The sequence below is a fragment of the Micromonospora sp. BQ11 genome (assembly GCF_052068135.1).
Taxonomy (GTDB): domain Bacteria; phylum Actinomycetota; class Actinomycetes; order Mycobacteriales; family Micromonosporaceae; genus Micromonospora.
Map to the genome: position 1 here is coordinate 783,029 of NZ_JBQHDB010000001.1, position 24,730 is coordinate 807,758.

Sequence of the window (24,730 nt, forward strand, 5' to 3'; positions counted from 1 at the left end):
TGGTGACGTGCGCTTCGAACCGGGACGTCTGATCGTGCACCGCAACGTCCGCCGAGGCCGGATCGGCTGGGTCCGGCCGGCCCGGGTGGTCCTCGACGACGATCGTGGTCTGCTGCTCTGGGTCGCCCGGGACACGCCGGTGGCACACGAGGTCACCGAGGCGGGTCTGGGCATGCGGGCGATGCCGTTCGCCGAGTGGGTCACCTCGTCCTACCGCCTGGCGCGGGGGCGGTGGAACGGCCCGCCGCTGCTGAAGTTCCTGCCCACCGGCGCCGCGCACTCGGTCTGGTGGTTCCGCGACGCGGGGGACCGCTTCGCCACCTGGTACGTCAACCTGGAGGAACCCGGGGTGCGCTGGGACGACGGTCACCTCGCCGGGGTCGACGTGGTGGACCAGGACCTCGACGTGGTCGTCCGTCCGGACCGCAGCTGGGAGTGGAAGGACGAGGAGGAGTTCGCCGAGCGGTTGGCCTTCCCCGACCACTACTGGGTGCCCGACCCGGACGCGGTCCGCGCCGAGGGCAAGCGGGTCGTCGCCCGTGCCGAGGCGGGGCATTTTCCGTTCGACGGCACCTGGTGCGACTTCACCCCGCCCACCGACTGGACGACGCCGCGCGAGCTGCCGGCCGGCTGGGACCGGCCGCCGGCGCGCTGACCGGAGGCGTGTTTCCGGTCACAGTTCGCGCCCGCTGGGTGAGCCGTGCCGGTCCGGTGTGAGAAGTCCCGACCCGATCTGGCAGAATGGCTGGCTGGTATCCGGCGCGTGTCCGGCGCCCTCTAACCCGGGCACGTCCGCCAGTCCACCGAGCAGTCTCCGGCCCAACCCCACTGTGCCGGTCGGCGCTCACCCGTGCACCGCCCCGTTGGGGTCGGTGAGATCGCAACAGGAGCGAAACAACTGTGGCCGTAAAGATCCGGCTCCTGCGGATGGGCAAGATCCGCAACCCGCAGTACCGCATCGTCGTCGCCGACTCGCGCACCAAGCGTGACGGTCGCGCGATCGAGTTCGTGGGCGTGTACCAGCCGAAGGAGGACCCTTCGGTGATCGAGGTCAAGTCGGAGCGGGTCCAGTACTGGCTGTCCGTCGGCGCGCAGCCGAGCGAGGCGGTGCAGCGCCTGCTGGAGCTGACCGGCGACTGGCAGAAGTTCAAGGGCCTGCCGGCCCCGCCGCCGCTGAAGGTCGCCCCGGAGCGGGCCGACCGCAAGGCGGCGTACGAGGCCGAGGCGAAGGCCGCCGCCGGGCTGGCCCCGGAGACCCCGGCCAAGCCGGCCAAGAAGGCCGCCAAGGCGGAGGCCCCGGCCCCGGCCGCGACCGAGGCGCCGAAGACCGAGGCGCCGAAGACCGAGGCTCCGGCCGAGGCCCCGGCCGCTGCTGCCGACTCCGGTGAGCAGGCCTGACATGCCACTGCGTCCGGCGTTGGAGCACCTGGTCAAGGGCATCGTCGACCACCCCGATGACGTACGCGTCCGGATGGTCGACTCCCGTCGGGGCAAGCGGCTCGAGGTTCGCGTGCACCCCGAGGACCTCGGCACGGTGATCGGGCGGTCCGGCCGGACCGCCAAGGCGCTGCGCCAGGTGATCGGCTCCATCGGTGGGCGCGGCGTACGCGTCGACATCGTCGACTCGTACTGATGCTGCTCATCGTCGGCAGGATCGGCAAACCGCACGGGATCCGCGGTGAGGTCACCGTGGAGGTGCGGACCGACGAGCCCGAAGATCGTTTCGCCCCGGGCGTGGTGCTGCGCACCGAGCCCGGGGCGAAGCCTCCGGCCAACCCGGCCGCGGGTCCCGGCGTGGTCTTCCAGGTGCCGCCGGAGCTGACCGTGGAGTCGGCCCGGTTCCACCAGGGCCGACTGCTGGTGGCGTTCGAGGGCGTGCTGGAGCGTGACGTCGCCGAGGCGCTGCGCGGCACCATGCTCCTGGTCGACACCGCCGACGTCAGCCCGCCGGAGGATCCGGAGGAGTTCCACGACCACCAGCTCGTCGGGTTGGCCGTGGTCACGCCGGACGGCGAGCGGCTGGGCGAGGTGGCCCGCATCGACCATGCCCCCGCCTCGGACCTGCTGGTCCTGCGCCGGCCCGAGGGCGGCACCGCGCTGATCCCGTTCGTCAAGGCGATCGTGCCCGAGGTGGACCTCGCCGGCGGTCGCGTCGTCGTCGATCCGCCCGGCGGCCTGCTCGACCTCTAGCTGGAGCACCCCGCATGCGCGTCGACATCGTGTCGATCTTCCCCGAGTACTTCGCCCCGCTGGACCTGTCGCTGATCGGCAAGGCCCGGGCCAACGGGACGCTGCGGCTGGCCGTACACGATCTGCGGACCTGGACCCACGACGTGCACCGCACGGTCGACGACACCCCCTACGGCGGCGGCCCCGGCATGGTGATGCGGCCTGAACCGTGGGGCGAGGCGCTGGACTCCCTCGCCCCGGCGGAGGTCCCGCCGCCCCGGCTGCTGGTGCCCGCTCCCACCGGCGTGCCGTTCACCCAGGCACTGGCGCACGAGCTGGCCGCCGAGCCGCACCTGCTCTTCGCCTGCGGCCGGTACGAGGGGATCGACCAGCGGGTGCTCGACCACGCCGCCAACCGGATGCCCGTCACCGAGGTGTCCCTGGGCGACTACGTGCTCTTCGGTGGCGAGGTGGCCGTGCTGGTCGTCCTGGAGGCCGTCACCCGGCTGCTGCCGGGCGTCCTGGGCAACGCCGGGTCGCTGGACGAGGAGTCGCACGCCCACGGCCTGCTGGAAGCACCGATGTACACGAAGCCGGCCACGTGGCGGGGCCTGGACGTGCCGGAGGTGCTCCGCTCCGGCGACCACGGCCGGATCGCCCGCTGGCGGCGTGACGAGGCGCTGACCCGGACCGCGCTGCGCCGGCCGGACATGCTGGCGGCGATCGACCCCACCGCCCTGGACAAACGGGACGTCGCCGCGCTGGAGAGGGTCGGATTTCAGGTGGCCCCGGGGGATGTGGCAAAGTAGGGGGGTTGCCGCATGCGGCCGCGCCGCGGCCGCTTGCGAGGATCCCCGATCGGGGCCGGTGCACGCCGGTCACCACCCGAGGATCAGAATCACCCATCCGCGCATCGAGTGACGGTGCGCCGTGAGCCTCACGAGGACACAGCGATGAACATCCTGGACGCCCTTGACGCCCAGTCGAAGCGGGTCGACCTTCCCGATTTCCGTGCCGGTGACACCGTCAAGGTGCACGCGCGGGTCGTCGAGGGCAACCGGTCCCGGGTCCAGATCTTCCAGGGCGTGGTCATCCGCCGCCAGGGTGACGGTCTGCGGGAGACCTTCTCGGTCCGCAAGGTCAGCTTCGGCGTCGGTGTCGAGCGGACCTACCCGCTCAACAGCCCGGCCATCGACCGGATCGAGGTCGTGACCCGCGGTGACGTCCGCCGCGCCAAGCTCTACTACCTGCGCGAGCTGCGGGGCAAGAAGGCCAAGATCAAGGAGAAGCGCGAGAAGCAGCCGAGCTGACTTCGGACGCGCCACGCCGCCTGAGCTGCGCGTATGCCGTACCGGCCGGACCGCACTACCCTGGTCGGTACGGGCGCAGCCGGGCGACACCCCGCCGCGACGCGGGACGACGTCCACTACCGCCCGGGGAGCCACGACGAGGCTCCCGGGCGGTAGTGTCATTTCTGCGGACGGGGAGTGGCGTGGTGCAGACGCTCGACGACGACGGCACGGTCGATCCGTGGCGCCGGCGCGCTCGCCGTACCCGCAGGCAGATGCCGCTCTGGCAGGAGCTGCCGCTGCTGCTGATCGTGGCCTTCTGCCTGGCCGTACTGATCCGCACCTTCCTGCTCCAGGCATTCTTCATCCCGTCGGGCTCGATGGAGGACACCCTTCTCGTCGGTGACCGGGTGCTGGTCAACAAGGTCGTCTACGACGTCCGCGATCCGCTCCGCGGCGAGGTGGTCGTGTTCCGCGGCACCGACCGGTGGGCCCCGCAGGTCGACGAGCAGCCCGATCCCGGGTTCGTCGGCAAGCTCGGCCGCACCGTCGGCGACCTCATCGGGGTGAGCCGTCCCGGCGAGAAGGACTTCATCAAGCGTGTCATCGGCCTCCCCGGCGACCGGGTGGAGTGCTGCGACGCGCAGGGGCGCGTGCTGGTCAACGGCACCCCCCTGGACGAGCCGTACGTCGTCCGCGACTCGCCACTGGACCTACCGCCCAACCCGCGCGAGTGCCGGTCCCGGCGGTTCGAGGAGGTCGTGGTCCCGCCCGGGCAGATCTTCGTCATGGGCGACCACCGGCTGGTCTCCCAGGACGCCCGCTGTCAGGGGCCGGTGCCCATCGACAACGTGGTCGGCCGGGCCTTCGGAGTGGTCTGGCCGTCGTCGCGGTGGAGTTCCCTGTCCGTCCCGGACACGTTCGCGAACGTGTCCGGGCCCGCCTCGGCGTCGACCGGCGCGCCACCCCCGGTCCGCCCCACACCCGAGGGCGGTGTCGTGCTGCTCCTTCCGATCTCGGCCGGCCTGGCCGTTCTCGCGCGTTCCGGTCGGTGGCGTCCGGCCGGGCAACGTAGGCTCCTCCCGTGATTGACGAGCAGACCGACAAGCCGCGCAGCTCCTTCTGGAAGGAACTGCCGATCCTCCTCGGCGTGGCGATCCTGGTCGCCGTACTGGTGCGGGCCTTCGTGCTGCAGACCTTCTTCATCCCGTCGCCCTCCATGGAGAACACCCTCCAGATCGACGATCGGGTGCTGGTCAACAAGCTGGTCTACGACTTCCGGTCGCCGGAGCGCGGCGAGGTCGTCGTCTTCAAGGCGCCGATCGAGTGGAGCGGCAACCCCGACGGCGAGGACTTCATCAAGCGGGTCATCGGCGTGGGCGGCGACCACGTGGTCTGCTGCGACCCGCAGGGGCGCATCACGATCAACGGCACGCCACTGGACGAGCCGTACCTGTTCTCGCTCGACGGCGAGCGCGACAAGCCCGCCGACCAGGATTTCGACGTCACCGTGCCGGAGGGCCGGCTCTGGGTGATGGGCGACCACCGCTCCGCCTCGGGCGACTCCCTGCAGCACTGGCAGCAGTCGGAGCAGGACGTGATCGAGGCCACCATCCCCGAGGACAGGGTCGTCGGTCGGGCCTTCACCGTGTTCTGGCCGGTCGACCGGGCCACCTGGCTGAGCGTGCCGGAGCAGTTCGACGGGATTCCCAAGCCCTGAGAGTTCGACGGGATTCCCAAGCCCTGAGAGGTCGTCGTGCCGGACATGGCGTGGGCGTTGTCGGCGGTGTCTGGCAGTCTGGGACGGTGACTGCCTACACCCCTCGACGCGCGGGCCGCGTGCTGCTGGTCGACGCTGCCGGCCGGGTGCTGCTCTTCGAGGGCTTCGACCCGGCCCGGCCCGGGCACCGCTACTGGTTCACCCCGGGCGGCGGCCTGGACCCCGGCGAGACGTACGAGGCCGGTGCGGCCCGGGAGCTGGCCGAGGAGACCGGGCTGCGGCTGCCGCCGGAGGCGTTCGGCGCACCGGTGCACCGCGAGGTGACCGAGTTCCCCTTCGACGGGGTCTGGTACCGGCAGGAACAGGAGTTCTTCCTGGTCCGGGTCGCCTCGCACGAGGTCGACACGGCGGGCTTCAACGAGATCGAGCGGGCCTGCATGCCCGGCCACCGGTGGTGGGGCGTCGAGGAGCTGGTCGCGAGCGGCGAGCGGTACTACCCGTCGGACCTGCCCGCCGTGCTCGCCCACGCGCTGGCGGCGGCAGCCCCGACGGTTTCCGTTGCCGCCGACGCCGACCGGGCCGTCGGAGGTGGCACGTGCTGACGCCGCCGCGCACCGTGGTGCGCCGCGAGGCCGGCCTCTACGCGCTGGAGCGGGCGCTGCAGCGCCGGGGCTTCCGGCACGTCGCGGGGGCCGACGAGGCCGGTCGGGGCGCCTGCGCCGGGCCGCTGGTCGCCGCGGCGGCGATCCTGCCCGAGGGGCGGCGCGGGGAGATCGAGGGGCTGGCCGACTCCAAGCTGCTCACCCCGGCCAGCCGGGAGCGGGTGTACGACGAGGTGGTGGCCCGCGCCCTGGCGTACGCCGTGGTGGTCATCCCGGCCGCCGAGGTGGACGCCCGCGGCCTGCACGTGTGCAACCTCGCCGCGATGCGTCGGGCGCTGGCCTCGCTGACCACCCGCCCGGAGTACGTGCTGACCGACGGCTTCGGCGTGGACGGGTTGGACGTGCCCGGGCTGGCGGTGTGGAAGGGCGACCGGGTGGCCGCGTGCGTGGCGGCGGCCAGCGTCCTGGCGAAGGTCACCCGGGACCGGCTCATGGTGGAGTTGGACGGGTCCTTCCCCGGCTATGGGTTCGCCGAGCACAAGGGGTACATCACCCCGGAGCACACGGCGGCGTTGCGGGAGCGGGGGCCGTGTGCGGAGCACCGCTTCTCGTACGTGAACGTGGCCGTCGTGTCGGGCCGCGAAGGCACCCCGCCCCGGTCCCGTCGACCGGTGGGTGCACGGCCGGACGAGCCGATGGAGCGCTCCTGGGCGCCAGGGGGTACCGTCGGCGTGGCGTTGGGCGAGCAGCCTCGGCCTCCGGCGCCGGTGGGGGAAGATGTGGTCATGGAAGGCGGAGTGCGATGAGCGCGGAAGATCTCGAGAAGTACGAGACCGAGATGGAGCTGCAGCTCTACCGGGAGTACCGCGACATTGTCCGTCAGTTCTCCTACGTGGTGGAGACCGAGCGCCGTTTCTACCTCGCGAACCAGGTCGACCTGCACGTCCGCAACTCCGACGGCGAGGTCTACTTCGAGGTTGAGATGCACGACGCCTGGGTGTGGGACATGTACCGCCCGGCCCGCTTCGTGAAGAACGTGCGGGTGATGACGTTCAAGGACGTCAACGTCGAGGAGCTCGAGAAGCCGGACATCTCGCTGCCGGCCGACTCCGGCTTCGGCAGCTGACCCACCACTTCCGCACCCGCCCGGCGGCGTAGCCACCGGGCGTTCCCTTCTCGGCGGCCCCCACCCGTCGACCACCGCCTCCGCCCGATCCGGCGTGCCTCCGCCCGCCGCCGCGCTCGGCCGTCCGTTGCGGACGGCCGCGGCGGCCCTCACTCCCCGAGGACGACGACCTCGACCCGTTGCACGAGGTTGTTGGCGAAGCCACCCCGGTTCCACGGCTGCTCGACCGGCTGGGTGCGGCCGGAGGCGTCGGTGGCCCGGGCGCCGAGCACGTACCGGCCCGGCGTGGGCTCCCAGTCGAGCCGCCAGCGCCGCCAGGCGTACGCCCCGCCGGTCTGCTCGTCCAGCCGGGCCGGCGACCAGGTGGCGCCCCCGTCGGTGGTCACCTCCACCGACACCACCGGTGCGTGGCCGGACCAGGCTCGACCGTCCAGGGTGCACGGTCCCGGCCGGAGCACCCGCGTGCGGGACATGAAGTCGGGGAAGCCGGGCGGCCGGACCAGGGCGCGCGGTTCGATCCGGGTCACCGGCACGCCCGGGTCGTCGGCGTCCTGCCGCAGCCGGTAGGCCACCGCGTTCTGGTATCCCGCGAACGGCTCGGTGTGCACGCTGATCGAGCGCAGCCACTTGACGTGCGCCATGCCGTACCAGCCGGGCACGATCAGCCGGAGCGGTGCGCCGTGCTGCGGGAGCAGGGGAGCGCCGTTCATCTCGTACGCCAGCAGCACCTCCTCCCGCAGCGCGTCGTCGACCGGCAGCGCCCGCTGGTAGTCCTGCTCGATCCCGCGCTCGACGCCGTGGTCGGCGCCGGTGAACACCACGTCCACGGCGTTCGCGTCGAGGCCCGCCTCCCGCAGCAGCGGTGCCAGCGGCGTCCCCGTCCACTCGGCGTTGCCGACCGCCTCGACCAGCCAGGGCTGACTGACCGGCCGGGGGTGCAGCAGGGCGCGGCCGTTGCCGGCGCACTCCAGGGTCACCCGGTGAGTGACGCGGGGTCGCTCGCGCAGCGCCGCCAGGTCGAGGGTGAGCGGCCGGTCCACCGCGCCGTCGACGGTCAGCACGTGCGTCGTCGGGTCCACGTCCGGGATGTCGTAGTGGATCAGCAGGTAGTGCAGGCCGGCTGGGGTGACGTCGTAGCGCAGGGCCTCCAGCGGGATGCCGTGGTTGCGGGCGGCCAGTTGGAGTTCCTCCGGGCTGATCGCCTCGTCCGGCTCGGCCAGCCGCGACGGTCGGCTCACGTCGTCCACAGTGGTCATCGCGGTCTCCCCGGGGGTGGGTGGCGGTGCCACCAGCCTAGACGGCGGGCTTCCGAGGCGTCCTAATCACCGAACGCGAACATCCGCGTGCCACGGTCCAGCGGTCGGGGCGTACCGGTGAAGCGGTGCGCGCCGACCCCGACGCCGTCGGCCGGGGTGGTGACCGCCACCGCGGTGAAGCCCTCCTCGGCGTACCACCCGACGATGGCCGGGACCAGGTCGGGGCTGCGCCGGTGCCGGGTCCACACGACCGTGCCGCCGGTCGCGCAGAGCGCCGCGCAGTGCCGGACGGTCGCCCGGATGTCGGCGTCGCTGATGTTGCCGAACACGCCGCAGACCAGGACGACGTCCGCCGGCGCCAGGTCGGCGTAGAGGTCGGTACGGGCGGCGTCGCCGACCACCACCTCGACCCCGGTCAGGCCGGCGGCGTCCACGGCCGCCCGGGCGATGTCCGCGTTGCGCGGGTCGAGTTCGACGAGCCGGGCGGTCACGTCGCCGCGGCGGGGATGCGCCGCCAGCACCGGGACGAGGTCGCGGCCCTGGCCGGCGCAGAGGCCGACCGCGCGCAGCGGCCCGGGGGGAGCCTGGTCCAACGCCTCGTGGACCCGCCGCCGCACCTCCTGCAGCCGGCGGGTCAGCGCCGACTCCGGGTCGTCGTAGTCCTCGTGCCAGGCGTACCAGTCGCGCGTCACCGGCCCAGCCTAGGCGGCGTGCGGACGGTGGATGACCCGTGGACGCATAGCAGATCATCGCCACGCCGGGTGCCTGTCCACAGGCCCGCCCGTCATCCACAGGCGACGGACGCGGGGTCGCGTCCGCCCCGCGCCGGCGACAGGCTTCGGGCATGTCGCCACCTCCGCGCGGAGCCCTCGCCGCGCTCTGCGCCCTCGGGGTCTGTCTCCTCGCCATGGCGGGACCGACCACGGCACCGCCGTCCCGGTCGGTCACGGTGACGGATCCGGTGGCCGTGCCGCAGCCGGTCGCGTGGGTCGCGCCGCCAGCGTCCGCCACCGTCCCCGTCCCCGGAGCGGCGCCGTCACCGTTCCGGTGGCCGCTCGACGGCCCGCCCCGCCCGGTCCGCCGCTTCGACCCGCCGCTCCGGCCCTGGCTGCCGGGCCACCGGGGCGTCGACCTGGCCGCGGCGCCGGGTGCGACGGTCCGCGCCGCCGGACCGGGAACGGTGCTCTTCGCCGGCATGGTCGCCGGCCGTCCGGTGGTCACCGTCGGGCACGCCGAGGGCCTGCGCACGACCTACGAACCGGTGCGACCGGCGGTCACGACGGGCGACCCGGTCCGCCCGGGCGATCCCCTCGGTGTGCTGCTGGCCGGGCACGCGGGCTGTCCCGTGCCGGTCTGCCTGCACTGGGGGCTGCGCCGGGGCGCGGAGTACCTCGACCCACTCGCCCTGCTCGGCCTCGGGCCGGTGCGGCTGTTGCCCCTCGACGGGACTCCGCCTCGGGCGGCCGACAGCTCACGTCCCGGCGAGCAGGGCCGGCAGGCGTACCGCCAGCCGCTCGTACTCCTCGGCCCGGTTGTAGACCTGGCCGCACACCCGCAGCCAGCCCCGACCGCCCCAGGCGTTGACCGCCACCTCGGTGGCGAGCCGATCGGCGATCCGGGCGCGTAGCGTCCGCGCCCCGTCCAGGCTGGTCGCGACGCCGGGCGGCAGCGGGACGATCCGCATCGCCACCCCCGGCCCGCCGGGGTCCGGCAGGTCGACGGGCGGCACGCCGAGCGCGTCCCCCACCACCCGCTGGCCGTACGCCGCCAGCGCGGCGTTGTGCGCGCGGACCCGGTCCAGTCCGAGGCTGCGCAACGTGAACAGGCCCACCGGCGCGGCCAGCCACGCGGTGTAGTCCGTGGTCGCCTGCCACTCGACGTGACCGGGGAAGCCCGCCTCCTGCTCCCACGAGACGACCAACGGCTCGATGCGGTCCCGCCAGGCCGGGGCCACCACCAGCACGGCGGTGCCGCGTGGGGCGAACCCCCACTTGTGCAGGTTGCCCACCCAGAAGTCGGCGCCGATGCCGGCCACGCTGGCCGGCAGCATGCCCGGGGCGTGGGCGGCGTCGACCAGGACCGGCACCCCGTGCTCGCGCGCCACCCCGACGATCGCGGCGACCGGGAGGAGCCGGGCGGTGGGGGAGGTGAGCTGGTCGACCACGAGCAGTCGGGTCCGGCCGGGACGCAGCCCGGAGCGGACGATCTGGAGGATCTCCTCGTCGGTCGCGGCCAGCGGCACCCGGAGCGCCCGTGTCACGGCTCCGGTACGCCGGCACTCCCGGGCCAGGGACAGGTCCACCGCGCCGTACCCGTGGTCGGTGGTGAGCACCTCGTCGCCGGGGCCCAGGCCGATCGACTGCAGGACCAACGCCACACCGGTGGTGGCGTTCGGGACGAGCGCGGTGCCGTCCGGGTCGGCTCCGAGGAAGGTCGCCAGATGCCGGCGGGTGTGCGTGATGCGGTCGGTCAGTCCCACGGTGAAGAACCGCAGCGGGTTCGCCTCGACCTCGTCGCGCAGCCGCTGCTGGGCCCGCTGCACGCCGATCGGCACGGCACCGAACGATCCGTGGTTGAGGTGGCTGACCGCCGCGTCGAGGGAGAAGAGCAGGCGCGCTCCCGGAATCGGCTCGGGTGGCTGGGGAACGCTCACCGGATGATCGTAACGGTCACCCGATGACCCACCGTGCTCCTCGGCGATCGTCGATCAGCCGGTCGGCGGTCAGGCGCGCGGGTGGGCCTGACGGTAGGCGGCCCGCAGCCGCTCCACCGAGACGTGCGTGTAGATCTGCGTGCTCGCCAGCGACGAGTGGCCCAGGATCTCCTGCACCGCCCGCAGGTCCGCACCGCCTTCGAGCAGGTGGGTGGCGGCCGAGTGGCGTAGCCCGTGCGGGCTGGTGCGGGGGAGGCCGGCGGCCTCGGCGTACCCGCTCACGACCCGGCGGGCGGTCGTCGGGTTCAGCCGGCCGCCCCGGGCGCCCAGCAGCAGGGCGCCGCGTGTGGCCGGACCGGCCAGGACGGGGCGACCGTCCCGCAGCCACTCGTCGAGCGCCCGCTGGGCCGGCAGCCCGTACGGCACCGTCCGTTCCCGCCCGCCCTTGCCGAACACCCGGACCACCCGCCGGGAGTGGTCGACGTCGGTGACGTCCAGGCCGCACGCCTCGCTGATCCGCACCCCGGTGCCGTAGAGCAGTTCCAGCAGCGCCCGGTCGCGCAGCAGCACCGCCGCCGCGACGGCGTCCTCGGGCGGTGACGGGTCCGCGGGTGACGCGGCGGGGCCGGCGGCGTCGTCGGGTAGCGCGGTGGGGTGGGCGGCGTCGGCGGGGCCGGCGGCGTCGTCGGGTAGCGCGGTGGGGTGGGCGGCGTCGGCGGGCTGCGGCGCGCTTCTGCCCGGCGCCTCCACCAGGGCGGCGGCCTGCTCGGCGCGGAGCACGGTGGGCAGCTCGCGTCGCGCCTTCGGACTGGCCAGGGTGGCCGCCACGTCGGTGGGCACCAGTCCCGCCCGGTGGGCCCACGCGCTGAACGTCCGGGCCGACGCGGCGCGCCGGGCCAGCGACGACCGGGCGGCGCCCGTGGTGCGCTGGCGGGCGAGCCAGCTACGCAGGACGCCCAGATCCAGGTCCGTCAGCTCGGTGCAGCTCATCCGGGTGGCGTGGTCCAACATCGACACCACGTCCGCGACGTACGCCCGCACGGTGTGCGCCGAGCGGTTGCGGACCCCGGCCAGGTGACCGGCGAAGTCGTCCACCGCCTCGCGCATCGTCGGCGGGAGGGCCTGGTGCGCCGCGCGGGTGCTGCGCGTCGCCCGTCCCGCCGCGTCGCCCGGCGACGTGTCCTGGGTTGGCACGCGTCCACCCTACGACCGGGCGGCCCTCGTGTGGTGACAGCCGCTTCTGCGCCAGGTGTCGGGGACACCCGGCCCGTCCTGTCCGTGGGCTGCCGCGTGTCGCCGGCGGGACGTCGTGGATTAGCCCGGCTGCGGCGAGCACACTGGCGTACAACGGGGCGCGAGCCCTCGTCCACGACCCGGCGGCGGCCGGGAGCGACGAAGGGGGACTGGCCATGGGGGTGGACGTCGTCCTCTACCGGGTGGTGCCCGTCGGCCCGGGGCGGCGGCGGTACGTGACGGCGGAGGTGCTGGCCGACCCCGACGACGTGCTGCTGGGTCTGGTGCGGCGGGTCCGGAGCACCGGCCGCACGCCCGTCCTCGACCGGGTCGACCCGGTGGGGCTGCTGGTGGTGCCGGCCGACCGGGCGGCCCACCTCGCCGACGAACTGGCCTGCCTGGAGGAGGCGGCCCGGAACGAGGCCGAGGTGGCGCACGTCCGCCACCTCGACCGGTTGGCACGACGGCTGCGCGCGGGCCACGACATGGAACTCCGCTTCGAGGGCGACTGACCGGCGGTCGTGCCCGATCGACGGCCGGGTCGCTCGCCGGTTCACCGCACCGTTCCGGTGTCGGCGCGGCCCGTGCGCCGAGGCGGCGGCACCAGCGCGTACCCGTCGTCGCGCCGGACCACCAGGGCCAGCTCCTCCAGCATGGACAGTTTCCGCAGGGCGGTACGCAGACCGACACCGGCGCGGGCGGCCAGCACGTCCACCCCGACGGTGCCGCGACGCGGCAGCGCCTCGACGATCGCACGCGCGTCGTCGTCCAGCAGGTCGACCGGGCGCTCGGGACCACGGGGCATCGGGGCCAGCTCGCCGATCCGGCCCACCTCCTCCAGCACGTGCGCGAGCCCGGTGACGAGACGGGTCTCGGGCTCCTCCCGCAGCATCTCGTGGGCGCCGACCGACATCGCCGAGGTGACCGGACCGGGCACCACCATCGTCCGGCGGGCCAGGGCGAGCGCCCGGCGGGCGGTCTGGGTGGCGCCACTGCGGGCCGCCGCCTCGACCAGCACCGTCCCCCAGGTGCCGGCGGCGATGACGCGGTTGCGGACGAGGAACCGTGGCTTGAGCGGCTCCGCCCCGGGCATCCACTCGCTCACCAGCAACCCGGTGTCGGCGATCCGGTCGAACAGCGCGGCGTTGCCCATCGGGTAGGGCCGGTCCACCCCGCAGGCCAGCACGGCCACCGTCAGGCCACCGGCGGTGAGGGCGCCCCGGTGCGCCGCCGCGTCGATGCCGAAGGCGCCGCCGGAGACGACCGTCCAGCCCCGCTCGGCCAGTCCGTAGCCGAGTTCGGTGGCGACGTGGTTCCCGTACGCGGTGGCGGCCCGGGCGCCGACCACCGCGACGGACCGCTCGAACGCCTCGCCGAGCGGCCAGGAGCCGCGTACCCAGAAGCACAGCGGTGGGGCGGTCTCCCGGTCGACGCGGCGGCGGGCGTCGGGGAGGCGGAGGTCGCGCAGCTCACCGACCCGCGCCGGCCATTCGTCGTCGGTCGGAACGACGACGCGCGCGCCCAGCCGGTCCGTACGGGCCAGCGCCTCGGCGGCCACCGCCCGCGGATCCCGCTCGGCGCGGCGGGCCGCCACGGTGGCCCGGAGGGAGTCGTCCGACCCGCCACCGTCGAGCAGCAGGTCGAGCGCGCCGACCGGGCCATGCTCCTCGACCAGGTGGTGGACCGACCGGGTGCCCGGCTCGGTGAGCCAGGTCAGGGCCACGCGGGCCAACGTCTGCTCCTCGGCGTCGCTCACGTTCCCTCTCCCGTCCTCAGTTGGATGGCCTCTCGGACGTCCTCCCGGTCCGGTCGGTCCCGGCCGTCGAGGTCGGCGATGGTCCAGGCCAGCCGGACGATCCGGTCGAAACCCCGAGCGGAGACCGAGCCGGAGTCCAGCCGCGTGCGCAGCTCGGCGGTGTCCTTCCCGGCCAGCCGCCACGGTGGGCGTCGCAGGTCCGGGCCGGGTATCTCGGCGTTGAGTCGTCGGCCGAGGGGCGCCCACCGCGCGCGGGCCGCCTCCCGGGCGACGGCCACCCGGCGCGCCACCGTGGCCGACGACTCCCGGTCGACGGTGGCCTCCATCAGCTCGGCCGCCCGCACCGGCGGCAGTCGCACCTGCACGTCGATCCGGTCCAGCAGGGGACCGGACAGTCGCCCGAGGTAACGCCGGCGGACCTGCGGCGCGCACTCGCAGTACGCGTCACCGGCCGGCTTGGCGCACGGGCACGGGTTAGCAGCGAGGACCAGTTGGCTCCGCGCCGGGTACTCGGTGCCGCCCCGGCTCCGCGCCAGCTGCACCCGCCCGTTCTCCAGCGGCTGGCGGAGCGCCTCCAGTGCCCCCTTGCTGAACTCGGGTGCCTCGTCGAGGAAGAGGACTCCTCGGTGGGCGAGGGAGACCGCGCCGGGTCGCGCCAGCCCCGACCCGCCGCCGACCAGCGACGCGACGGTGGCGGTGTGGTGCGGCGCCTGGAACGGCGGCCGGCGCAGCAGGCGCCCGTCCGCCGGCAGCAGGCCGGCGATCGAGTGCAGCGCCGTCACCTCCAACGCGGCCTCGTCGTCGAGCTCGGGCAGCAGCGACGGAAGCCGTTCGGCGAGCATGGTCTTCCCCGCGCCGGGCGGGCCGAGCAGCGCCAGGTGGTGGCCACCGGCGGCGGCCACCTCCAACGCGCGGCGGCCCAGGTCCTGGCCGGCGACGTCGGCCAGGTCGGGGCCGTCCGGACCCGGCGGTGGGTCCGCCGTCTCCGGCTCGATCAGCGGTACGCCGTCGCGGACGAAGGCGACCAGCCGGTGCAGCGTGTCCACCGCCCGGACCCGGATTCCCGGGATGACGGCCGCCTCCGCGGCGTTGCCCACCGGGACGATCACCCGGTCGACGCCCGCCTTCGCCGCCGCCGCCACCATCGGCAGGACGCCGCGCACCGGCCGGACCGTGCCGTCCAACCCCAGCTCACCGAGGATCGCCACCCGCTCCAGCGGCAGTAGGGGCAGTTCCCCGGAGCCGCCCAGCAGAGCCGCCGCGATGGCCAGGTCGAAGGCCGAGCCGAACTTCGGCAGGGTCGCCGGCAGGAGGTTCAACGTGATCCGGCGGTTGGGCCAGCGCTGGCCGGAGTTGACGACCGCCGCTCGGACCCGGTCCCGAGCCTCGTAGAGGGCCGTGTCCGGCAGCCCGGAGATCACCACCGCCGGCAGGCCGGGAGCGAGATCCGCCTCGACCTCCACCAGGTGCCCGGTCACGCCGACCAGGCCCACGCAGAGCACCTTCGCGTAACTCACGCGGGGACCCCGCCGTCGTGCCGGCGCATCTAGAACGCCCCCTTGAGGTGCTCGACGCGGGCGGCGCCGGCGGGACCGAGGCGTACCGAGATCACGTCGAAGCGCACCTCGTCGGCGGTCGTGCCGGTCTCGCCCAGCCACCGGGCGGCCAGCCCACGCAGTCGGCGGGCCTTGGCCGGCACGACCGCCTCGGCCGGGCAGCCGAAGTCGTCCGTACGACGGGTCTTCACCTCGCAGAAGGCAAGCACCGGCCCGTCCCACGCGATGATGTCGATCTCGCCGGCCGTACAGCGCCAGTTCCGCGCCACCGGCCGCAGCCCGGCTCCGATCAGGTGCCGTACGGCGCACCGCTCGCCGTACGCGCCGACCGCCTGGTTCCGCTTCGTCATGTCCGGCACGGTGCCGCGTACGCCCGGCGGCGCGCAGCCCCCGACGGCCCGCCTGTGGACGACGGAGGCGCCTGTGGACAACCGGACGATCATGCCCCGGGTGTGCTAAGTCCGACCGTCGCCCCGGCGGAACTGGTGACGTTGCGTCAACGGGCGATGACGGGAGCCTGAACGGTGCGGCCCGTCCGACCCGGGGCCGAGGGGCAAATGGCGCCCGCGGATCCGGTCGCATACGGTGCCGACGTGGACGGACGACGGAGCTTTGCCGACGACCAGGAGTCGCGTTGGTATCCCGGGGGACGTGACCGAGGCTACGGGGACCCGGACTGGCGCAAGGGGGCCGAGGCCCGGTACCGGGACGACGACCCGCGTCCTCCCGAGCAGCGTGGCGGCGACGACGACCGCTACGGCGACCCCGGCGCGGGCGCCGGCACGCGGCGCGACGCCGACCGGGGGCGGTACGGCGGCGCCGAGGATTCCGGCCGGTTCGCGATCACCGAGGGTGACTCCGGCCGCTTCTCGGCCCTCGACGACGACTCGGGACGGTTCGGCGCGGTGAGCGCGTACGGGGACGTCCGCACCGAGACCGAGGGTTACCGCGCGAGCCGCGCGCGGCGGGCCGATCCGGATTCGCCGGAGACGTCGGGGGAGCTGCCCGGCGAGCGGAGCGGGCGCCGTGCCGCCCGCGAGTCGCGCGACGGCCTGACGGCGTCGAGCGCCGACGTGCTGGCCGGCGGCGGTCCCGTCGCCGACCCGACCCGGCCGGCGCCGCTGGGCGGTTACCCGATCGTCGGCCCCAAGCCGGCCGAATCGCCCCAGACGCCCCACCCGCTGGAGATGCCGACCGGTCCGATGCCACCGGTCGGCCTCCGGATGGACGGTCCGCCGGGAGAGATGCCGTACCCGCCGGTGGTCGCCCCGCCCGCCGGCTCCCCGGCCGGTGACGGGGTCTACCGCACCCGCCGCCCGGTGCTGGCGGTGCTCTTCGCCGTACTGACCCTCGTCTTCGAGATCCCCGCGCTACGGGTGCTGCTGGACGGGCTGACCGGCGACCCGGTGTCGTCGGCGAACGTCGTGGTGGGGACGCTCCTCGTCTGCGGCCTGCCGATCTTCGCCACCGGGCTGTACGGACTGCGTACCGGTGGGCTGTCGCTCGCCGAGGGGAATCGGGGCTGGCTGCGTCCGCCGACGGCGTACCTGACGGTGGGCCTGGTGCTCTTCCTGGCCGCCGCCCTCGCGGCCGGCTGACCGATGTCCGTGCGCGTGCCGGCCGGGCCCGTCGGCCGGCCGGCATGCCGTGTTAAGCGGGGGCCCTTCCTCTACCGCAGGCGTTAACGGGGGGCCCTTCCTTACATCCCGGGGGTGGGGTGGTCGGGGAGGGGCGTACACTGGTCGACTGGCGACCGCCTACGTGCGGTCGACCTCGCGCGCCCTCTCCACGAGTCTCGTGGGGCGACGGCCTCCCTGGTCCCGATCTTGGTCGGGTCCGCCATGGCCGACGACCGGGCGCCAGGATGCCCGGCCGCCGGCCGGGCGTGACAACCAGGGACGTCAGGAGTACCCCACCATGGCCGTCGTGACCATGCGCCAGCTGCTGGAGAGCGGTGTCCACTTCGGGCACCAGACCCGGCGCTGGAACCCGAAGATGAAGCGCTTCATCTTCACCGAGCGCAACGGTATCTACATCATCGACCTGCGCCAGACCCTCGACTACATCGAGAAGGCCTACGAGTTCGTGCGCGGGACCGTCGCCGAGGGTGGCAGCATCCTCTTCGTCGGCACCAAGAAGCAGGCCCAGGAGGCCATCGCCGAGCAGGCGACGCGGGTCGGTCAGCCGTACGTCAACCACCGTTGGCTCGGTGGCATGCTGACCAACTTCCAGACGGTGTACAAGCGCCTGCAGCGGATGAAGGAGCTGGAGGCCCTGGGTGACCTGACCGGCACCGCCGCCGGTTACACCAAGAAGGAGACCCTGCAGCTGTTCCGCGAGAAGACCAAGCTCACCAAGACCCTTGGTGGCCTGCGGGACATGCAGAAGCTCCCGGCCGCGGTCTGGATCGTGGACACCAAGAAGGAGCACATCGCCGTCGACGAGGCCCGCAAGCTGGGCATCCCGGTGATCGCGGTGCTCGACACCAACTGCGACCCGGACGAGGTCGACTTCCCGATCCCGGGCAACGACGACGCGATCCGTTCGGCCGAGCTGCTGACCCGGGTCGTGGCCGCCGCCGTCGCCGACGGCCTGATCGCGCGCTCCGGCCGTCGTCGGGGCACCGACGAGAAGCCGGAGCCGGGCGTCGCCACCGACGAGCCGCTGGCCGAGTGGGAGCGCGAGCTGCTGGAGGAGCCGAAGAAGGCCGACGAGCAGCCCGCGCAGCAGGCCGAGCAGCCGGCCGAGCAGCCGGCCGAGCAGCCGGCGGTCGCCGCCGCGGAGTGACCGCGCCGCCGCTTCCCCACCGTCCGATTTCCCGGCCGGTGGGGAGCGGCAGGTACGCCGGGCACATCGCGCCCGGATCCGGGTAACCGGCACCACAGACCATCCCACCCGCCGTCTCCAACACCGAAGAGAGAGCCATGTCCAACTTCACCGCCGCGGACGTCAAGAAGCTCCGCGACCTGACCGGCGCCGGCATGATGGACAGCAAGAAGGCGCTGACCGAGGCCGAGGGCGACTTCGACAAGGCCGTCGAGATCCTGCGCGTCAAGGGCGCCAAGGACGTCGGCAAGCGTGCCGGCCGGACCGCCGCGAACGGGCTCGTCGCCCACTCCGGCAAGGCCCTGCTCGAGCTGAACTGCGAGACCGACTTCGTCGCCAAGACCGAGGCGTTCATCGCGCTGGCCCAGCAGCTCGTCGAGCACGGCGAGCGGGCGGCCGTCAGCAACGCCGAGGAGCTGCTCGCCAGCGAGCTGAACGGCAAGACGGTCGCGGACCTGATCCAGGAGCAGTCCGCCAAGATCGGCGAGAAGCTGGTTCTCAACCGGTTCGCCAAGCTGGACGGCACCGTCGCGGTCTACCTGCACCGCAAGAGCCAGGACCTGCCCCCGGCGGTCGGCGTGCTCGTGGAGTACTCCGGCAAGACCGACGAGGCCGGTGACGCCGACGCGCGTGCCACCGCCATGCAGATCGCCGCGATGCGGCCGAAGTACCTCACCCGGGACGAGGTGCCGGCCGAGGTCGTCGAGTCCGAGCGGCGCATCGCCGAGCAGACGGCCCGCGAGGAGAACAAGCCCGAGGCGGCGCTGCCGAAGATCGTCGAGGGTCGGGTCAACGCGTTCTTCAAGGACTACGTCCTGGTCGAGCAGGCGTCGGTCGCCGACAACAAGAAGACGGTGAAGCAGATGCTGGCCGAGGCCGGCATCGAGGTCAGCCGCTTCGTCCGGTTCGAGGTCGGCCAGGCCTGAGCCGTTCCCGGGCGTGCGGACGCCCGGGGCAGGGAAACGTCGACGAGGAGGCCGCCGGTGTACGTGACAGGCACCGCGGCCTCCTCGTCACATAGGGTCTGCTACGGCAGTTTCGCGGTACGCGGCGCCCGGGGCGCGCGCATGGGAGAGGGCGGGGCGGATGACGCAGGTTGTGAGTGACCGGAGTCTGGCGGCGGACGATCCGACGGCGCCGCCCCCCGGCCGGTCCCGCCGGGTGGTGCTGAAGCTCTCCGGTGAGGTGTTCGGCGGGGGCGCGATCGGGGTCGACCCGGACGTCGTCCAGGCCATCGCCCGGCAGATCGCGACCGTGGTGCGTCGAGGCGTACAGGTCTCCGTGGTCGTGGGCGGCGGCAACTTCTTCCGGGGCGCCGAGCTGCAGAAGCGCGGCATGGACCGGGCGCGCGCCGACTACATGGGCATGCTGGGCACCGTGATGAACTGCCTGGCGTTGCAGGACTTCCTGGAGAAGGAGGGCATCGAGACCCGCGTGCAGAGCGCGATCACGATGGCCCAGGTCGCCGAGCCGTACATCCCGCTGCGCGCGATCCGCCACCTGGAGAAGGGCCGCGTGGTCATCTTCGGCGCGGGTGCCGGCATGCCGTACTTCTCCACCGACACGGTCGCCGCGCAGCGCGCGCTGGAGATCCGGGCCGACGTGGTGCTGATGAGCAAGAACGGCGTGGACGGCGTCTACACCGCCGACCCCCGGCTGGACCCGACCGCCAGCAAGTTCGACTCGATCACCTTCTCCGAGGTGCTGCGCCGCAACCTGCGGGTGGCCGACGCCGCGGCGTTCAGCCTCTGCATGGAGAACGGCCTGCCGATGCTGGTCTTCGGCGCGCAGGGCGACGACACCATCATCCGGGCCGTGGGTGGCGAGCAGATCGGCACGCTGATCACCACCTGAGCGATCCGGCGGCGACCACAGCGGTCCTGGCGACACGACAAGCCCACCACGAGCACAGAAGGAGGCGAGGAGACCGGTGATCGACGACACCCTCCTCGAGGCCGAGGACAAGATGGAGCGTGCCATCGAGCACGCCAAGGAGGAGTTCGGCGCCATCCGCACCGGTCGCGCCAACGCCGCCATGTTCTCCAAGATCATCATCGACTACTACGGCAGCCCCACGCCGCTGCCGCAGATGGCGTCCATCGGGGTTCCCGAGCCCCGGATGGTCATCATCAAGCCGTACGACAACTCGCAGATCAACGCCATGGAAAAGGCGATCCGCGATTCCGACCTCGGCGTCAACCCGAACAACGAGGGCAACCAGCTGCGCATCCTGCTCCCCCAGATGACCGAGGAGCGCCGCCGCGAGATGATCAAGGTGGCCCGGCACAAGGGTGAGGAGGCCAAGGTGGCCATCCGCAACATCCGGCGCAAGGGCAAGGAAGAGCTGGACCGGCTGGTCAAGGACGGCGAGGTCGGCGAGGACGACGGCCGCCGCGCCGAGAAGGACCTGGACGACCTGACCCAGAAGTTCGTGGCCGGCGTCGACGAGCTGGTCAAGCACAAGGAAGCCGAACTGCTGGAGGTCTGACCCCACCGGCGACCGACCCACGGCACCGGCGCCGCCCTCGCGGGCATGCGACCGGTGCCGTCGTCGTCCGCGCGGCCGTCCAGGTCCGCAGGGGTGAGGGGCGGCGTCCGGGGTACGGAATTCCCGGGTGCAGTAGGCTCGGCACGATTCCCGGCCACCCTGCGGTGAACGGTGGGGATCGGCCGGCCGACGAACCGGTCAACTGGACGGAACGCTCGCTCGGGTAGGGGATGGTTGTGGTTGTGCGTCATGTGGTCCGTCTCGCGCCGCGTACGTCCGGTGCCTGATGTCCCACCTCGACCCGTACGGCAGCGCCGATCCCCGCGGACGGGAACGGCCGGACCGTCCCGCCCCCACGTCCGGTCTGCCCTGGCCGGAGCCCGACATCGAGCCCGCCGCACGGGCCCGACGTCCCGGCCTCGCCTCTGACACGTACGCCGAACCGCGCACCCGCCCCTGGCCGGGACCTGACGGCGGCACCCGGCACCACGGGGACACCCCCGCCGCCCCCGGTGACCGGGGCGGCCACGAGCACCCGGCCGAGCCGCACCGGCACGGCGATGTCGTGCCTCCCCCGTACACCGGCCTGCCCGACGGTCGGGGCCCCGACGGCCACCAGCCGACGGCGCAGTTCGAGGCGGTCCGGGAGATCGAGCCGGACGCGGGCCCGGAGAGCGACCCGGAGCGGTCTGCCGGCCGGGGGCAGCGTGGCCGGCGCCGGGCCGGCGCCAGCCGCTCGGCGGACGGTCAGCGAGCCCCCAGCCGGGCCGGCCGTAACCTGCCGGCGGCCATCGGGGTGGGCCTGTGCCTCGGCGCCCTGATCGTGGTCCCGCTCGGTCTCTACCCGCCGGCCTTCCTGCTGGTGCTGGCGGGCGCGGTGGGCGTGGGCATCTGGGAGATGGTGCGCGCGGTACGCCGGGCCGACGCGCATCCGCCGCTGGTGCCGCTGGTCGCCGGCGGCATTCTCACCGTCGGGCTCGCGTGGTTCGCCGGTCTCGACGCGCTCACCCTCGGCCTCGTGGTCACCCTGCTGGGGACGCTGGTCTGGCGTCTCGGCGACGGGTCGCGCGGCCTCGCCCGGGACCTGACCGCGGCGACCGTGATCACGGTGTACGTGCCGTTCCTCGCCGGGTTCGCCGCCCTGCTCGCGGCGGCGCCCGACGACGGTCCGCTCCGGGTGCTGGTGACCGTGGTGGCGGTGGTGCTCTCCGACACCGGCGGGTACGCGGCCGGGGCGAACTTCGGCAAGCGCCCGATGGCGCCCACCATCAGCCCGAAGAAGTCCTGGGAGGGCTTCGCCGGGTCGGTCACCGCGGCGGCGGTGGGCAGCGCCCTGCTGCTGTGGCTCCTCTTCGACGTGGCCCCCTGGTGGGGGGCGCTGTTCGGGGTGGCCGTGTCCTGCGCCGCCGTCCTCGGTGACCTCGCCGAGTCGATGATGAAGCGGGACCTGGGCATCAAGGACATGAGCAACCTGCTTCCCGGGCACGGCGGCCTGATGGACCGGCTCGACTCGATCCTGTTCGCGGTGCCCACCGCGTACCTGCTGCTGGCGGTCTACGTCCCGGTGACGGGGTGAGGTGTGAATCACCCTCCGGATTCGGCTCCGGCCGGGCGGCCGGGGGCGATTCGGCACCTCCGGACAGGTGCCTCGCCCGAACGGCGTGACAGACTGGATCCGCCATGACGAGTCTTCCCCTGATCCCCGTCGACCCGGACGCCGCCGGATCCCGCCGCGCTTCGATGCCGCCGCAGCACCTTGCCGACCTGGACCTCGCCGGTCGTCGGGCCCTGCTGGGCGAGCTGGGTGAGCCGGCCTTCCGCGCCACGCAGATCTCGACCCACTACTTCGGGCGGCTGGTCCGGGACCCGGAGCAGATGACGGACCTGCCGGCCGCCACCCGCGCGAAGCTTGCCGACCGGCTGCTGCCGCGCCTGCTGACCCCGGTGCGGGAGCTGGCGTGCGACGACGGAGCCACCCGCAAGGCGCTCTGGCGCCTGCACGACGGCTCGCTCGTGGAGAGCGTGCTGATGGGCTACCCGGACCGGGTGACCGTCTGCATCTCCAGCCAGGCCGGCTGCGGCATGGCCTGCCCCTTCTGTGCCACCGGCCAGGCCGGGCTGACCCGCAACCTGTCCACCGCCGAGATCGTCGACCAGGCCGTCTACCTGGCCGGCGTCGCCGCCTCCGGCGCGGTGGCCGGTTCACCGCCCCGGCTGTCGCACGTCGTCTTCATGGGCATGGGCGAGCCGCTGGCCAACTACAACCGGGTGGTCGCGGCGATCCGTCGGCTGGTCACGCCCGCGCCCGAGGGGCTCGGCCTCTCGCAGCGGCACATCACCGTTTCCACGGTCGGTCTGGTTCCGGCCATCCGCCGACTGGCCAGCGAAGACCTCTCAGTGACCCTTGCGCTGTCGTTGCACGCCCCTGATGATGAGCTGCGCGACGAACTCGTGCCGGTCAACCAGCGCTGGAAGGTATCCGAGGTGCTGGACGCGGTGTGGGACTACGCAGGTCGGACGGGCCGTCGCGTGTCGATCGAGTACGCGATGATCAAGGACGTGAACGACCAGCCGTGGAGAGCCGATCTGCTCGGGCGGCTGTTGGCCGGCAAGCTGGCCCACGTGAACCTCATCCCGCTCAACCCGACGCCGGGCAGCCGCTGGGACGCGAGCCCGAAGCCGGTCGAGCGGGAGTTCGTCCGGCGGTTGCGCGAGGCCGGGGTGTCCACCACCGTGCGGGACACCCGGGGACGCGAGATCGACGGGGCGTGTGGGCAGCTGGCCGCCGCGGAGGACAGCGACACCGTTGGGGCCGGGGAGACACCGTGACCGGGCGTAGCGAACGAGACCAGGAGACATAGTGGCGAGTCAGGGTCAGCGTTTCCGGCGTAAGGCGCTCCGCCGGGGATACAAGGTCGACGAGGTGGACGCCTTCCTGGACCGGGTCGAGGCCACTCTCGCCGGCCAGCCTCTCGGCGCGCCCGTGGCATCCCAGGAGGTCCACGACGTCGTCTTCCGGGTCCGCTTCAACGGCTACGACGAGTGGCAGGTCGACCTGCACCTCGACCGGGTGGAGCGGCAGCTGGCCGAGCTGGAGGAGCGCGGCGGCGTCGGACGCGGCTCCGACCCCCGGCTTCCCGACCGGCTCGGCCCGCCCGACCGCATGGGCCCCCCGATGCGGGACGACCGCGGCATGTCCCCCGTTCCGCAGCCGATGCCGCCCCGGGTGATGCCGGCGCAGCCCGGTCCCCCCGCCGACCGTTACGGCCGTTACGACGAGCCGACCGGCGCTTTCGCCGGCGGTTACGACGCCCCGCGCGGTGGCTACGAGCCGTCCCGCGGCCCGGGCGGCCCCGGCGCCCCGATGGGTCCGGGTGGCCCGATGGGCCCCGGTGGCCCGGGGCACGGTGGCCCGCAGCGTGGCCTGCCCGCCGGTCCCGGTGGCTACGGGCAGGAGGGTCCCGGTGGCTACGGTCCTCCGGATGCTCCCGGCGGCTACGGCCAGGAGGCTCCCGTCGGCTACGGCCAGGAGGCTCCCGTCGGCTACGGCCAGGAGGAGCCGCGATTCGACGGCTTCGAGGCCGGCCGGCACGGCCGTACCGACATGACCGCCGAGATCCGCATGCCCGACCGTGACCTGCGCGGCCGTGGCCCCGGCGGTCCGCCGGTGCCGGCCCAGCAGGGCTTCGGCGGCCCCGGGATGCCCGGTCCGCCCGCCGTGCCCGGCCCGCCGGCCGCCGGCCCGCCCGCCGTGGCCGGCCCGCCGATGGCCGGTCCGCCCGGCAGTGACCTCTACCGGGTCGACCAGATCCGGCGCAGCTTCCAGGTCCGCCGGTTCGGCAGCGGGTACGACCCGGACCAGGTCGACCGCTTCTTCGAGACCCTCCTGGGCGGCATGCAGGGGCGCAACCCGATGCCGGTGAACCCGCGGGACCTCGACACGCTCCGCTTCGGGCTGGTGCAGGGCGGCTACTTCGAGGCCGAGGTCGACGCCGCGCTGAAGGACGTGCAGGACATCCTGCTCGGCCGCTGACCGCGTACGACGAGGGCCCGCTC

26 protein-coding genes and 2 pseudogenes are annotated in these 24,730 nt (G+C 73.6%); 21 read left to right on the plus strand and 7 right to left on the minus strand.

Annotated elements, in window-relative coordinates; genetic code table 11:
- Positions 1-7 precede the first annotated feature (7 nt).
- From ACTMSW_RS03765 to ACTMSW_RS03815, 11 genes and pseudogenes are all read left to right on the plus strand, one after another.
- Positions 8-655, plus strand: a complete 648-nt coding sequence (locus tag ACTMSW_RS03765; protein WP_441178993.1) for a DUF402 domain-containing protein — start codon at positions 8-10, stop codon at positions 653-655.
- 245 nt (positions 656-900) lie between these two features.
- Entirely contained in the window at positions 901-1,398 is a 498-nt protein-coding gene (gene rpsP, locus ACTMSW_RS03770; RefSeq protein WP_441178994.1) for a 30S ribosomal protein S16, read from the plus strand.
- Positions 1,373-1,633 carry an RNA-binding protein gene (locus tag ACTMSW_RS03775; protein ID WP_172862164.1) on the plus strand — a complete coding sequence of 87 codons (261 nt, stop codon included), beginning with the start codon at positions 1,373-1,375 and terminating at the stop codon, positions 1,631-1,633. Before rpsP ends, ACTMSW_RS03775 begins: the two co-directional genes overlap by 26 nt.
- Positions 1,634-1,635: 2 nt before the next feature.
- Positions 1,636-2,190: a ribosome maturation factor RimM gene (gene rimM, locus ACTMSW_RS03780; RefSeq protein ID WP_441179055.1), complete on the plus strand. Its 555-nt coding sequence runs from the start codon at positions 1,636-1,638 to the stop codon at positions 2,188-2,190.
- Positions 2,191-2,204: 14 nt separating this feature from the next.
- Positions 2,205-2,978 carry a tRNA (guanosine(37)-N1)-methyltransferase TrmD gene (gene trmD / locus ACTMSW_RS03785; RefSeq protein WP_441178995.1) on the plus strand — a complete coding sequence of 258 codons (774 nt, stop codon included), beginning with the start codon at positions 2,205-2,207 and terminating at the stop codon, positions 2,976-2,978.
- 144 nt (positions 2,979-3,122) lie between these two features.
- Complete coding sequence (rplS, locus tag ACTMSW_RS03790) at positions 3,123-3,479, plus strand: 50S ribosomal protein L19 (protein ID WP_441178996.1); 357 nt, start codon at positions 3,123-3,125, stop codon at positions 3,477-3,479.
- Positions 3,480-3,661: 182 nt separating this feature from the next.
- Positions 3,662-4,533 (plus strand): annotated as a pseudogene (gene lepB, locus ACTMSW_RS03795) (signal peptidase I).
- Positions 4,534-4,542: 9 nt separating this feature from the next.
- Complete coding sequence (gene lepB / locus ACTMSW_RS03800) at positions 4,543-5,178, plus strand: signal peptidase I (protein ID WP_441178997.1); 636 nt, start codon at positions 4,543-4,545, stop codon at positions 5,176-5,178.
- 86 nt (positions 5,179-5,264) lie between these two features.
- Entirely contained in the window at positions 5,265-5,780 is a 516-nt protein-coding gene (locus ACTMSW_RS03805; protein WP_441178998.1) for an NUDIX hydrolase, read from the plus strand.
- Positions 5,774-6,586, plus strand: coding sequence for a ribonuclease HII (locus ACTMSW_RS03810; RefSeq protein ID WP_441178999.1), 813 nt, complete (start codon positions 5,774-5,776; stop codon positions 6,584-6,586). Before ACTMSW_RS03805 ends, ACTMSW_RS03810 begins: the two co-directional genes overlap by 7 nt.
- On the plus strand, positions 6,583-6,906 hold the full coding sequence (locus ACTMSW_RS03815) for a DUF2469 domain-containing protein (RefSeq protein WP_011905215.1): 324 nt from the start codon (positions 6,583-6,585) through the stop codon (positions 6,904-6,906). Before ACTMSW_RS03810 ends, ACTMSW_RS03815 begins: the two co-directional genes overlap by 4 nt.
- Before the next feature lie 149 nt (positions 6,907-7,055).
- On the opposite strand, the gene ACTMSW_RS03820 is transcribed toward ACTMSW_RS03815, so the two are convergent.
- On the minus strand, positions 7,056-8,162 hold the full coding sequence (locus ACTMSW_RS03820; protein ID WP_441179000.1) for a sulfite oxidase: 1,107 nt from the start codon (positions 8,160-8,162) through the stop codon (positions 7,056-7,058).
- Positions 8,163-8,224: 62 nt separating this feature from the next.
- Positions 8,225-8,854 carry a methyltransferase domain-containing protein gene (locus ACTMSW_RS03825; RefSeq protein ID WP_441179001.1) on the minus strand — a complete coding sequence of 210 codons (630 nt, stop codon included), beginning with the start codon at positions 8,852-8,854 and terminating at the stop codon, positions 8,225-8,227.
- A 152-nt stretch (positions 8,855-9,006) separates the two neighbouring features.
- Between ACTMSW_RS03825 and ACTMSW_RS03830 the strand changes: the two are divergent.
- Positions 9,007-9,609: pseudogene (locus ACTMSW_RS03830) on the plus strand (murein hydrolase activator EnvC family protein); the annotation flags it as partial.
- A gap of 24 nt (positions 9,610-9,633) precedes the next feature.
- Here the strand turns inward: ACTMSW_RS03830 and ACTMSW_RS03835 are convergent.
- Complete coding sequence (locus tag ACTMSW_RS03835; protein ID WP_441179002.1) at positions 9,634-10,815, minus strand: aminotransferase class V-fold PLP-dependent enzyme; 1,182 nt, start codon at positions 10,813-10,815, stop codon at positions 9,634-9,636.
- A 69-nt stretch (positions 10,816-10,884) separates the two neighbouring features.
- A complete protein-coding gene (locus ACTMSW_RS03840) occupies positions 10,885-11,922 on the minus strand; it encodes a tyrosine recombinase XerC (protein WP_441179056.1) in 1,038 nt (345 codons plus the stop codon).
- Between the two features lie 302 nt (positions 11,923-12,224).
- Here ACTMSW_RS03840 and ACTMSW_RS03845 point away from each other — a divergent pair, with 302 nt between their 5' ends.
- Positions 12,225-12,560: a hypothetical protein gene (locus ACTMSW_RS03845; protein WP_441179003.1), complete on the plus strand. Its 336-nt coding sequence runs from the start codon at positions 12,225-12,227 to the stop codon at positions 12,558-12,560.
- Between the two features lie 41 nt (positions 12,561-12,601).
- Here the strand turns inward: ACTMSW_RS03845 and ACTMSW_RS03850 are convergent, their stop codons facing one another.
- From ACTMSW_RS03850 to ACTMSW_RS03860, 3 genes are read right to left on the minus strand one after another with little or no spacing between them, the layout of a single operon-like run.
- Positions 12,602-13,804 carry a DNA-processing protein DprA gene (locus ACTMSW_RS03850; RefSeq protein WP_441179004.1) on the minus strand — a complete coding sequence of 401 codons (1,203 nt, stop codon included), beginning with the start codon at positions 13,802-13,804 and terminating at the stop codon, positions 12,602-12,604.
- Positions 13,801-15,321 (minus strand): YifB family Mg chelatase-like AAA ATPase, encoded by a 1,521-nt coding sequence (locus ACTMSW_RS03855; RefSeq protein WP_441179005.1) that lies wholly within the window; start codon positions 15,319-15,321, stop codon positions 13,801-13,803. Before ACTMSW_RS03855 ends, ACTMSW_RS03850 begins: the two co-directional genes overlap by 4 nt.
- 29 nt (positions 15,322-15,350) lie before the next feature.
- Positions 15,351-15,710, minus strand: a complete 360-nt coding sequence (locus ACTMSW_RS03860; RefSeq protein WP_441179006.1) for a YraN family protein — start codon at positions 15,708-15,710, stop codon at positions 15,351-15,353.
- Between the two features lie 207 nt (positions 15,711-15,917).
- On the opposite strand from ACTMSW_RS03860, the gene ACTMSW_RS03865 reads away from it, so the two are divergent.
- The 8 genes from ACTMSW_RS03865 to ACTMSW_RS03900 all read left to right on the plus strand — a co-directional run bounded on the left by ACTMSW_RS03865 (position 15,918) and on the right by ACTMSW_RS03900 (position 24,707).
- Positions 15,918-16,958, plus strand: a complete 1,041-nt coding sequence (locus tag ACTMSW_RS03865; protein ID WP_441179007.1) for a hypothetical protein — start codon at positions 15,918-15,920, stop codon at positions 16,956-16,958.
- 319 nt (positions 16,959-17,277) lie between these two features.
- Positions 17,278-18,147 (plus strand): 30S ribosomal protein S2, encoded by an 870-nt coding sequence (gene rpsB / locus ACTMSW_RS03870; protein ID WP_441179008.1) that lies wholly within the window; start codon positions 17,278-17,280, stop codon positions 18,145-18,147.
- A gap of 137 nt (positions 18,148-18,284) precedes the next feature.
- A complete protein-coding gene (gene tsf / locus ACTMSW_RS03875) occupies positions 18,285-19,112 on the plus strand; it encodes a translation elongation factor Ts (protein WP_441179009.1) in 828 nt (275 codons plus the stop codon).
- 160 nt (positions 19,113-19,272) lie between these two features.
- Entirely contained in the window at positions 19,273-20,040 is a 768-nt protein-coding gene (pyrH, locus tag ACTMSW_RS03880) for a UMP kinase (protein ID WP_441179010.1), read from the plus strand.
- Positions 20,041-20,116: 76 nt separating this feature from the next.
- On the plus strand, positions 20,117-20,674 hold the full coding sequence (frr, locus tag ACTMSW_RS03885; protein ID WP_357030370.1) for a ribosome recycling factor: 558 nt from the start codon (positions 20,117-20,119) through the stop codon (positions 20,672-20,674).
- Between the two features lie 286 nt (positions 20,675-20,960).
- Complete coding sequence (locus ACTMSW_RS03890; protein ID WP_441179011.1) at positions 20,961-22,250, plus strand: phosphatidate cytidylyltransferase; 1,290 nt, start codon at positions 20,961-20,963, stop codon at positions 22,248-22,250.
- 104 nt (positions 22,251-22,354) lie between these two features.
- On the plus strand, positions 22,355-23,503 hold the full coding sequence (gene rlmN / locus ACTMSW_RS03895) for a 23S rRNA (adenine(2503)-C(2))-methyltransferase RlmN (RefSeq protein ID WP_441179012.1): 1,149 nt from the start codon (positions 22,355-22,357) through the stop codon (positions 23,501-23,503).
- A gap of 31 nt (positions 23,504-23,534) precedes the next feature.
- A complete protein-coding gene (locus ACTMSW_RS03900) occupies positions 23,535-24,707 on the plus strand; it encodes a DivIVA domain-containing protein (RefSeq protein ID WP_441179013.1) in 1,173 nt (390 codons plus the stop codon).
- Positions 24,708-24,730: the final 23 nt, after the last annotated feature.